Genomic DNA, 8,034 nt, shown 5'->3' with positions numbered 1-8,034 from the left:
TGCCACTACAACTTGAATATGTCCCAATATTCTTCCATCCTCACTCGTAACAACATCCAATCCACTTATATGCTTTTTAGGAATAATAACTACATGGACCGGCGCTTAAGGATGTGAATCCTCAAGCGCCGGTCCATGTAGTTATTATTCCTAAAAAGCATATAAGTGGATTGGATGTTGTTACGAGTGAGGATGGAAGAATATTGGGACATATTCAAGTTGTAGTGGCAAAAATTGCAAAACAATTTCTCGAGATGAAAAATGGGTTTCGTTTGGTTAGTAACTGTGGGATTGATGGCGGACAAACAGTTTTCCATATACATTATCATCTCCTTGGCGGTCGGTTGTTTGGCTGGCCTCCGGGATAATTTAAAACAACAATATGGAATTAGTTAACTATTAGTTAGCAGTTAAACTAATCTTTTTTAAGAAAGGCGGTGTTTTTAGAAAAATGGTCAATGTTAAAGTGCGAGAGGGCGAGTCTATTGAAGAAGTCATAAGACGCTTTAAAAGAGAATGTGAAAGAAACGGAGTGATGCAAGAAATAAAGAAACGTGAATTTCACAAAACTCCAAGCGTTTTGAAGAAAGAAAGACTTGCAGAGACAAAGAGGAAAATACGTCGTAAAATGCTTAAAGATAGTAGATGGTCTAAATAAGCAAAAATAAAAAAATGGGGGAGGGTGTTTGGCTGCGTTGCTGACATGCGCTCCCTTTTGTTTTAAGATGGTGGAAAATGAAATTAAAAGACATACAAAAAATATTTGTAAAAGAAGGAATTGAAGCAGATCCCAGGGGTATAGGCGCTGTAGAGCTTGATTTGTTAAAACGCAAAGAAGAATACGATGTTCTTTCGAGCCAGAAGAAAGAGAATTACGATATAGAAAGTCTTACAAATCCTTATTACGATTCAAGAATCCTATACGGTAATGAAGATATTGAAGTCAAAACTGTTATGGTGGGAATAGATATAGAAACACAGGAACTTTTGCTTGCAAAACATCTTATAAATTTAGGTTCTAAAATTGATTTGGTTATAGCTCATCATCCTGAAGGGTATGCCTATTCGACGTTTTCCAATGTTTTGGGGATGCAGACTGACATCTTAAACAAACAGGGAATTCCTATAAATATTACTGAGAAAATAGTTGCTGAAAGAATTAAAGCAGTACACAGAAGTGTGCTTCCTCAAAACAATGAAAGAGTTTATGATGCCGCAAAACTTTTAAATATACCCTTGATGACAGCTCACAGCGTTGCAGATAATCATGTTGCCTCATTTTTGCAAAAAGAAATAGATGCAGTAAGTCCTATATATTTAAAAGAAATAGTTGAATTGTTAAATAAATTCCCTGAGTATCAGCATGCGATAAAAATTGGACATGCTCCGTTTATTTTAAGCGGGAGCGATTATTCTAGATGCGGCAAGATTTTTGTGGATATGACGGGTGGAACAGAAGGACCTCTTGAGTCCTTTGAAAAATTGGAAGTTGCTGGTGTGGGTACTATAATTGCAATGCATTTAAGTCCTGAAGGTGTAAAAAAGGTGGAGAAACACCATCTAAATATTGTTTTAGCCGGGCATATTTCTTCTGATAATTTAGGGTTAAATTTACTTTTTGATAAACTTGAGAGTAGAACTTCTGAAAAACTTGAATTTATAGAATGTTCCGGTTTTAGAAGATTTAGAAGATAAAATGACTATATCTGAAGATATTATTGAAAGAGTAAGACTCGCAAATAATATAGAATCTGTGATAAGGGAGTACCTGCCAAATTTAAAAAGGGTAGGACGTAATTGGAAAGCGTGTTGTCCTTTTCATAATGAAAAAACTCCATCTTTTGTTGTAAGTCCGGAGAAAGGTATTTTTAGATGTTTTGGATGCAATTCTGCCGGCGATGTCTTTAAGTTTGTGATGCTTGCTGATAATATATCGTGGATTGAATCTGTAAAGAAGCTTGCTAAAAAAGCAAGTATAGCAATTCAAGAAACAAATCAAGATACAGTTAGAATATCTGAAAAAACAAGATTATTTGACATTTTGGAAAATTCGGCTATATTCTACCATAGGTATTTACTTGAGAGCTCAAGCGCTAACAAAGCGAGAGAGTATTTTGAAAAACGCGGAATTACACACGAAACGGTAAATAAGTTTAAACTTGGATTTGCTTCTAAAGGACAGCTTATACAGTCGGCTTTAAAAAAGGGTTTTACGGCAGATGAGCTTTCTAAGGCAGGTTTGATAACAAAAACTAAAAGTGGCGCTTATTTTGAATATATGTCGGAAAGAGTTGTTTTTCCCATTTTTGATGTCCAGGGGAGGGTGGTGGCGTTTGGCGGAAGAACTATCGCAAATCAAGATCCTAAATATTTAAATACTCCCGAAACAATTGTTTACTCAAAGTCGTCAAATCTTTACGGTTTATTTCAAGCTCTGCCTAAACTTCGCAAAGAAAGGAAAATTATTGTCCTCGAAGGATATATGGATGTTATTATTCCACAGCAATTTGGAATAAACGGAGCTGTCGCATCACTTGGCACTGCTTTTACTCAAAATCATGCAAAGTTAATTGCAAGATATTCTGATAGTGTTACATTGCTTTTTGACTCCGACAATGCTGGCAGAACTGCGGTTCAGAGATCTCTTGAAATATTGGTCGAGAATGGCATAGAAAGTAAAGTTTCCGCTTTGCCTGAAAATGTTGATGCTGATGAGTATCTCAATATGTATGGGAGAGAAAGTTTTTTAAAGCTCCTTGAGGATAGTTCAAAAAATACAATTGATTTTATGATTGCAAGAGTATATGGAGAGTTGTCTTCAGATGGTAAGAAAAGTTCTCCTGAGATAAAAGCCAGGGCTATATCTAATCTTTTAGATTTTGTAGCAAAGAGTTCTAATGTTATTATTCAGAGAGAATGGATAAAAACTGTATCTCAATGTTTAAACGTTGATGAAGAAGCAGTCTGGAAAGAGTTTAAAAAGAAGCAAAAGTTAAAGTTCAAGGGTTATATAGATAATGATGAGAAAAGTTTAACTTTGCAAGTTGTTAAAGATAAAAAAGTTTTGATGTCGTTAGAAGAAAATCTTCTAAATCTTGTTTTAAATAATAGAGACTATGTAGAAAGAATCAGTGGTAATTTTTTTGAAGACGCAAGATGCAAGAAAGTTTTTAATTTGATGATGTTGGGTTTAAGCGATGCAGAGATATTAAACGAATTGTCTCCGGAAGATGGAAATTGGTTTTCCGAGCTCACTTTAAATGCAATAGAATATAGCAATATTGAAGAAGCTTTTATAATCATTTTAAAAGATATTGAGTCCGCTATACTGAAACGAAGAAGACATCAACTTGAAAAAGAGGTTCTTCTGATGAGCGAAGGCAAAAAAGAAAAAGATGCGGATATATTTGACGAGTATAAAAAATTGACGGCTCTTTTAAAGGGATCGGGGAAATGAAATGGCAAAAAGAGATTTATTTCAGGAATTGATTGACGTTGGTAAAGAGCAAGGGTATCTTACTTACGAAGATATCAGTAATAGTATTTTACAAAAGTCTATGGTTGCTGAAAAAATTGACGATTTTTTTGTAACTTTAGAGGATTTGGGGATTAAGATTATATACGATAAGGAATATCTTTCTGATAAAGCGAAAAAGAATAATGGCGAGGCCATAGAGCAGTCAGTAAAAGTAGCAAGTGAAGAAGAAGAAGATATGAATCCTGTAAGAATGTATTTAAGTGAAATGGCAAAAGTTCCTTTGCTTAAGAGGTCGGTAGAAATAGAACTTGCAAAAAATGTAAGAGAAAAGGAGAAGGAATTAAAATCTATAGTTTTAGAATCTCCTCTTATAATAAAGGAAATCAGAAATTGGGAAACTCTTATAAGTCAACAGGAAATGACAACTAAAGAATTGATGCCAAGAGGAAGAAAGTCTCAGGCTCAGTTAAGAGGGATGGGCGTAAAAATAAAAACAGCAGTAAAGAAAATAAGTCGTATTGAAAGAAGTATAAATTCTTATGAACAGAAAGTGAAGGTTAAGTCTATATCGAAAAAAAATAAAGAACGCTATCAGGTAAAAATCAAAGAACTTCGCAGCAAAGCTATTAGTTTAGTTATAGGGCTTAATCTTAATCAGGATAAGATCAAAAGACTTGTTAATAAAATTAAAACAATAGCTCAGAAATTAAATGAGATAAAAGATGACTCAAAAAGGTTCGAACGCAAATATAAAAATTCTTTGCCTAAAATTCAAACATTGTTTGAACTTTATGAAGCTGGTAAAATTAGCGCGGTTGATTTTAAAAAACATACAGGGGTCACTATAAAAGGTGCCGCTGAAGATATTGCAAGAGTAAAAGCTCTTTTAGCAAAACGGACTAATATGCAGGAAAGCTTCACTATAAGTACGGAAGATATGATTGAAACCGATAGAAAAATTAGAGAGCTTGAGGAAATTATACATAGAGATAAAATGAAACTTATTGAAGCAAATTTTAGACTTGTTGTTTCGATTGCAAAAAAACATATCGGTGTTAGCAATTTGGAATTGTCAGATTTGATCCAAGAGGGAAATCTTGGTCTCTCAAAAGCAGTAGAAAAATTTGAATGGAAAAAAGGTTTTAAGTTTTCAACTTATGCTACGTGGTGGATACGACAATCTATTAATCGCGCTATTGCAGATCAGTCGAGAACTATAAGAATTCCTGTTCATATGAAGGAACTTATTTCAAAACTTACAAAAGTTAAAAAGAGATATCAGCAGGATATGGGAAGAGAGCCTACGATAGAAGAGTATTCAAAAGCATTGCGGCTCTCAACTGACAGAATCAGGAGAGTATTAAAAATGATGCAGGAACCCGTTTCTCTTGCATCGCCTGTAGGGGAAGAAGAGGATTCGCGTTTGGAGGATTTTATAGAAGATCGAAGCAGTCCGAATCCTGTAGTTAAAACGCAGCAATACAGACTGCAGCTTGAACTTGAAAAAGTTTTGAACACTCTGTCTCCACGCGAAGCAGAAATTATAAGTCTGAGATACGGTACAAGCGTAGGTTATCCAAGCACTCTTGAAGAAGTTGGCAAGAAGTTTGGTGTAACAAGAGAAAGAGTAAGGCAAATTGAAGCAAAAGCTATCAGAAAATTAAGACATCCAAGTAGAAGTAAGTCATTACGTGAATATTTAGATTAAATATTTTAAGGATTTAAAACAATAAATAAAAAGCAGGTGACTGAGTAGTTCAGTCATCTGCTTTTTATTTTGTGATAATTATATTTCATACATCAAATTTTAACATTATCTTTTACCAATCCAAGAGGGAAAAACTTTATGAATGTTTCTTCAATCCATTTTACAGAATTAAGGGGTGTCATTCTCCAGTTAACCGGACAGTTTGAAATAACTTCGACTAAAGAAAAACCTTTTCCATCAATTTGGTACTGAAAAGCTTTTTTTATTGCTGCTTTCGCTTTTATTATGTTTTGTGGATTGTGTATAGCAACTCTTTCAAGGTATGTTGTTCCTTCCAATGTTGAAAGAAGTTCACAAAGTTTTATTGGATAACCCTCTCTTTTGGCATCTTTCCCAAAAGGCGTAGTTTCTGTAACTTGACCTATTAATGTTGTTGGTGCCATTTGCCCGCCGGTCATACCGTAATTTGCATTGTTTACAAATATAATGGATATATTTTCGCCTCTATTTGCTGCGTGTATGGTCTCTGCCATTCCGATTGCTGCGATATCTCCATCGCCTTGATAAGTAAATACAAACTTATCTGGATTTGTTCTTTTTATACCTGTAGCAACAGCTGGAGGTCTTCCGTGGGGGGCTTCTGTAACATCAAAATTAAAATAATCGTATGCAAACACTGCGCAACCTACCGGAGCTACGGCAATTGTTTTTTCTCTTACATCTAGTTCATCTATGCATTCGGCCACAAGTCTGTGAATAACGCCGTGACCGCATCCGGGGCAATAAGACAAAACAGTGTCTTTTAAACTTTGAGGTTTTGATAATATTTTTTCCATAGATTCCCTAAAACTAAAAACTTGCCCTATAGTCGGCTAACTTTATATTGATGCAATATATCAATATAAAGTTAGCCGACTATAATATGTTTAATTTTCTCTAGTATTTCTTGTTCTGTAACAAGTCCGCCGCCGGCTTTGCCTAAAAATTCAACATTAGATCTGCCGTTAACTGCAAGTTTTACATCTTCAATCATTTGTCCGTGATTTAGTTCAACAACTAAAAAATTTAAACTAGATTTAGCAATAGAGTTTACTATTTTTGAAGGGAAAGGCCACAATGTTTTTGGTCTTAAAAGCCCTGCTTTAACGCCATTTTTTCTTGCAAGTTTTACTGCTGACTTGGCTATTCTTGAAGAAATGCCGTGAGCAATTAAAATAACCTCGGCATCCTCAATCGTATGTAGTTCATATTTAACTTCATTTTCGATTATATTGTTGTATTTCTGTTGCAGTTTGATATTATGTTGTTCTAAAGTGCCTTCTCCCATAAGAAGAGATTTAATCGATCTAGGTTCTCTGTTTTTAGCGCCGTCCAAAACCCAATCTTGTTTAATAAAATCTTTTCTTTCGGGTTTATCGAAGTCCACGGGTTCCATCATTTGTCCAGTTATACCATCTGCGAGTATCATAACAGGAGTCCTGTATTTTTCAGCTAAATCAAAAGCATCATAAGCTGTTTCATACATTTCTTGGGCGGAGTTTGGAGATACAACGATTATTTTATAATCTCCGTGTCCGCCGCCTTTTACAGCTTGGAAATAATCTGATTGTGAACCGGAAATATTACCAAGACCTGGACCGCCTCTTTGTACATTAACTATAATCGCTGGTACTTCCATTCCTGCCATATAAGAAATTGCTTCTTGTTTTAGGGATATCCCAGGAGAAGACGACGAAGTCATGGTTCTTATACCTGTAACAGCTGCTCCTAAAACCATATTTGCTGCCGCAATTTCTGATTCGGCTTGAATAAACACTCTTCCTAACTCAACCATTTTTCTTGAAAGATAGGCTGGAATTTCATTTTGAGGCGTTATGGGATAACCAAAGTAAGATTTAAGACCTGCTGCAATCGCTCCTTCACAGAGAGCAACATTTCCTTTAGTAAGTTTCTTCATCTATAAACCTCAATACAAACGTCGGGACATGTCATATAACAAAAACCACACCCTATGCAGGTATCTTCTTTTTCTAAAACTGCCCAATGATATCCAGCTTTATTAAATTGCTTTGAAAAAGCTACACACTGCTTAGGGCAAGCTTTTATACACAAACCGCAACCCTTGCATTTTTCTGAATTGATTTTAATTGTTGGCATAACAACGTCATTCTATGTTTTTTTAAGAGATAAAGTCAAATTTCTCTTTGTACTTTTGTCAGACAAAACAAAACCGCCAAAAATTCTTGTTGCTGAGCTTCATTCGCTTCATATTTTTTTAGGCAATTTTAGAACTTGCGAGAAATCTTATAAGATTTATAAGATGATTTCGCTTTAAACAGCTAAAATGAGTTGGGCGCTTAGCTTTTTTATAAGCGCTTTTAATATCGTCGATATTTTGCATTTTGTGATTAAAACGTGTATCTAATCTGTCATCGCAATACTTGCACGACCTACTATTGCGCTAATCTTTTTTATAGGTTGCCCCGAATTAATAAGCGTAGTTATGAATTTGTGTCTAAGACTATGAAATGAAAAGTTGTCGCTTAATATTTTTCTTTTATGTTTTGCGTTGATTTTCTTTTTTGCAAAGGGAAAAGGGACATTTTTAGAACGATTTCACAGCGAATAAGTTTTAACGAATGGAACGATTTTAAAGCTATAGAGTTTCAAAGGTACAACGAAACAGAACGACTGATTTTGTATTTTAGGTTACATTTGGGGATATTAAACAGAAAAGAAATATCAATGAGAACAGGCATACCTAAGTATCAAATAGAGAGATTTGTAAAAGCTATCAGGACTTATAAATATGAAGAGCTATCCTAAAACAGACAGTTATTACAGGGTC

At 34.8% G+C, this 8,034-nt stretch carries 10 protein-coding genes; 6 read left to right on the top strand and 4 right to left on the bottom strand.

Annotated elements, in window-relative coordinates:
* The first annotated feature begins 113 nt into the window (after positions 1-113).
* The 5 genes from LE180_RS05340 to LE180_RS05320 all read left to right on the top strand — a co-directional run bounded on the left by LE180_RS05340 (position 114) and on the right by LE180_RS05320 (position 5,186).
* The gene (locus LE180_RS05340; protein WP_374134424.1) at positions 114-368 is read left to right on the top strand and encodes an HIT domain-containing protein; all 255 of its coding nucleotides are present in this window, start codon (positions 114-116) and stop codon (positions 366-368) included.
* 83 nt (positions 369-451) lie between these two features.
* On the top strand, positions 452-658 hold the full coding sequence (gene rpsU / locus LE180_RS05335) for a 30S ribosomal protein S21 (protein WP_374134423.1): 207 nt from the start codon (positions 452-454) through the stop codon (positions 656-658).
* Between the two features lie 77 nt (positions 659-735).
* Positions 736-1,695 (top strand): NGG1p interacting factor NIF3, encoded by a 960-nt coding sequence (locus LE180_RS05330; RefSeq protein ID WP_374134422.1) that lies wholly within the window; start codon positions 736-738, stop codon positions 1,693-1,695.
* A 1-nt stretch (position 1,696) separates the two neighbouring features.
* Complete coding sequence (dnaG, locus tag LE180_RS05325) at positions 1,697-3,457, top strand: DNA primase (protein ID WP_374134421.1); 1,761 nt, start codon at positions 1,697-1,699, stop codon at positions 3,455-3,457.
* A 1-nt stretch (position 3,458) separates the two neighbouring features.
* Positions 3,459-5,186 (top strand): sigma-70 family RNA polymerase sigma factor, encoded by a 1,728-nt coding sequence (locus tag LE180_RS05320; protein ID WP_374134420.1) that lies wholly within the window; start codon positions 3,459-3,461, stop codon positions 5,184-5,186.
* 92 nt (positions 5,187-5,278) lie between these two features.
* Here the strand turns inward: LE180_RS05320 and LE180_RS05315 are convergent, their stop codons facing one another.
* The 4 genes from LE180_RS05315 to LE180_RS05300 form a co-directional block, all read right to left on the bottom strand.
* A complete protein-coding gene (locus LE180_RS05315) occupies positions 5,279-6,022 on the bottom strand; it encodes a thiamine pyrophosphate-dependent enzyme (RefSeq protein ID WP_374134419.1) in 744 nt (247 codons plus the stop codon).
* Positions 6,023-6,093: 71 nt separating this feature from the next.
* Positions 6,094-7,143: a 3-methyl-2-oxobutanoate dehydrogenase subunit VorB gene (gene vorB, locus LE180_RS05310; RefSeq protein ID WP_374134418.1), complete on the bottom strand. Its 1,050-nt coding sequence runs from the start codon at positions 7,141-7,143 to the stop codon at positions 6,094-6,096.
* Positions 7,140-7,343, bottom strand: coding sequence for a ferredoxin family protein (locus LE180_RS05305; protein ID WP_374134417.1), 204 nt, complete (start codon positions 7,341-7,343; stop codon positions 7,140-7,142). Before LE180_RS05305 ends, vorB begins: the two co-directional genes overlap by 4 nt.
* A 264-nt stretch (positions 7,344-7,607) precedes the next feature.
* Positions 7,608-7,736 (bottom strand): tyrosine-type recombinase/integrase, encoded by a 129-nt coding sequence (locus LE180_RS05300; RefSeq protein ID WP_374134425.1) that lies wholly within the window; start codon positions 7,734-7,736, stop codon positions 7,608-7,610.
* 9 nt (positions 7,737-7,745) lie between these two features.
* Here LE180_RS05300 and LE180_RS05295 point away from each other — a divergent pair, with 9 nt between their 5' ends.
* Positions 7,746-8,012: a hypothetical protein gene (locus LE180_RS05295; protein WP_374134416.1), complete on the top strand. Its 267-nt coding sequence runs from the start codon at positions 7,746-7,748 to the stop codon at positions 8,010-8,012.
* The last annotated feature ends 22 nt before the right edge of the window (positions 8,013-8,034 follow it).

It is taken from the genome of Candidatus Endomicrobiellum pyrsonymphae, from assembly GCF_020328025.1.
Taxonomy (GTDB): Bacteria; Elusimicrobiota; Endomicrobiia; order Endomicrobiales; family Endomicrobiaceae; genus Endomicrobiellum; species Endomicrobiellum pyrsonymphae.
Note: the sequence above shows the minus strand (reverse complement) of the source record. Positions and strands in the feature narration are given on the sequence as shown.